Source organism: Nostoc sp. CALU 546 (genome assembly GCF_048836525.1).
The window spans coordinates 1-2,713 of the sequence record NZ_JAWJTF010000276.1; the positions used below are offsets into that span (position 1 = coordinate 1).

Sequence of the window (2,713 nt, forward strand, 5' to 3'; positions counted from 1 at the left end):
GTATTCGCTGGGAGTTACCTTTTATGAGATGCTCACAGGTCAGCTACCATTTCAAGGTAAAGACCCCTTAGAGTGGGTGCATTGTCATATTGCCAAATCTCCGCTATCGCCGAAAAAGCTAAACTCTGATATTCCTCAAATACTTTGTGACATCATCATGAAATTGCTGTCGAAGGTTGCAGAACAGAGGTATCAGAGTGCTTTAGGTTTACAACTTGATTTGGAAAAATGCTTAAAGCAATTGGAGACAACTAGACAAATTCAATCCTTTGTTTTGGGTGAACAAGATATCTCAGAGCGCTTTCAAATTCCTCAAAAATTGTATGGGCGAGAACTAGAGATTGCCAAGCTTTTACAAGCATTTGAGCGAGTTGTTAGCCAAGGAAAACCAGAAATAGTGTTAGTTTCTGGTTATGCTGGCGTTGGTAAATCAACTCTTGTGAAGGAGATTCACAAGCCCATTGTTAGGGAACGCGGGGTTTTTATCTCTGGTAAGTTTGATCAGTATAAACGAGATATTCCTTATTCCACAATTGTTCAAGCTTTTCAAACATTAGCTCGACAAATTTTAACTGAACCAGAAGATCAACTTGCTACCTGGAAAAAGCAAATACAAGCAGCATTAGGGAACAATGGCAAACTAATCACAGATGTAATTCCAGAAGTTGAACTAATCGTTGGAAAACAGCCTCATATACCAGAGTTGGGGCCTGCCGAATCTAAAAATAGATTCAACTTGGTGTTTCAGAAATTCATCAGCATCTTTGCTCAAAAAGAGCATCCACTCACTGTTTTTTTAGATGATATGCAGTGGGCGGACACCGCTACTTTGAATTTAATTCAAACTATTATCACTGGCTCTAGTATCCAGTATCTCTGCTTCATTTTGGCGTATCGAGATAATGAAATTGATGTTGTACATCCCTTCAATTTGATGATAGAGAAGGTTCGCCAGTATGGAGCAAGAACGACTGAAATTCTGCTGACACCGTTGAATCCTATCTATGTCAATCAGTTAATTGCTGATACCTTACATAGTTCAGCAGAACAAGTAGAAACTCTTGCCCAATTAATTATCCGAAAAACTGACGGCAATCCCTTTTTTGTCAATGAATTTCTGAAAACACTGCATCAAGAAAATCTGCTGAATTTTAACCGCCAAGATGGTGTTTGGCAATGGGAAATAGCTGAAATTGAAGCCCAAGGTATTACAGATAATATTGTCAATCTAATGATTGAGCGGATGCAAAAACTTCCACTTGCGACTCAACAAGTGCTGAAGTTAGCCTCTTGTATTGGTAATCGCTTTGATTTAGAAGTTTTAGCACTTGTTGGAGAACAATCTATTGAAGGAACAGCAAATGCACTTGTTGAAGCAATTTTAAGAGGATTAATTATCCCTATAGAGTCAGATGAAAGTACCCAAAAAAACTATCGTTTCTACCATGACCGAGTTCAACAAGCGGCTTATGCCCTAATTGCTGATGAATCAAAGTCGGCAGTGCATCTGAAGATTGGGCAGCTTTTGCTGAAGAATGCTAGTTATGAACAAGTGAATGAGCAAATTTTTGATTTGGTCAATCAACTCAATCTCGCGGTCGATATCATTGTTGAGCAGACAGAAAAAGATGAATTAGTACGATTGAATTTAATTGCTGGAAAGAAAGCAAAAGCATCTACAGCCTATACTCCTGCTAAAAAGTTTTTTAGTGTTGCCATGCATCTTTTAGATGAGAATGCCTGGATAGAACAATATGAACAAACGTTTATTTTATTTAGAGAATTAGCTGAATGTGAATTCTTAACAGGCAATTTAGAACAAGCGGAAAAATTATTTGAACTACTATTTAGTAAAGCGGAATCATATATTGAAAAAGCCAATATTTATATACTGCAAATCAGACTCTACCAAGTTGCAGGTAGGTATGAAGAGGCATTGATATTAGGATTAGCAGCTTTAAAAATTTTTGGTGTGATATTTCCTGATTCAAATGAGCAAATTCAAGGTGCGATCGCAGTTGAAAAAAAACAGGTATTAACCAATCTAGATAAGAGACAGATTTCTGATTTAATTGATGCTCCATTAATTCAAGACCCCAATATTCAAACAGTAATTAGTTTGTTGACAACTTTGGGGCCACCTACTTATCTCGGTAGACCTGATATTTTTCCTTTAGTTGTACTCAAAGCTGTTAACTACTCACTCAAGTTTGGTAATACAGAAGACTCCTGTTTTGCTTACAGCATGTATGCGATGTTGTTGGTTTCTATCTTCCATGATATTCCTACAGGCTACGCATTTTCTGAGATGACGATTCAATTGAATGAAAAGTTAAATGATTTGAAACTTAGAGGAGTTGTTCTACATATTCATGGAAGTCATATTAACGTTTGGTGTAACCATATTGCCACCGATATTCCCTTTTTAGAGCGGGGATTTATTGGCTGTGTAGAAGCAGGTGATGTGACGATGGCAAACTACAACGGTTATCAAGGATCGTGGCAAATTATCCAGTTAGGCTATCCACTTTCAGAGACATACAAATCTCTAGAAAAATACAACGCATTTGCACATCAGTCTAAACATGAGGCTGTATCTCAGACAATCAGACTACAGCAGCTGCTACTGATGAATCTGCGCGGACTAACTCAACAAAAGCTGACTCTAAGTGCTGGACTTTTTGATACGACCGGCGCTGTATCTATTCTTACA

Annotated in this window: 1 protein-coding gene; it reads left to right on the top strand. The window is 37.7% G+C overall.

Features of this window, described 5'->3' with window-relative positions:
• Positions 1-28: 28 nt before the first annotated feature.
• On the top strand, positions 29-2,713 hold a 2,685-nt coding region (locus RRG12_RS42640; RefSeq protein WP_420763252.1), incomplete at its 3' end, for an ATP-binding protein.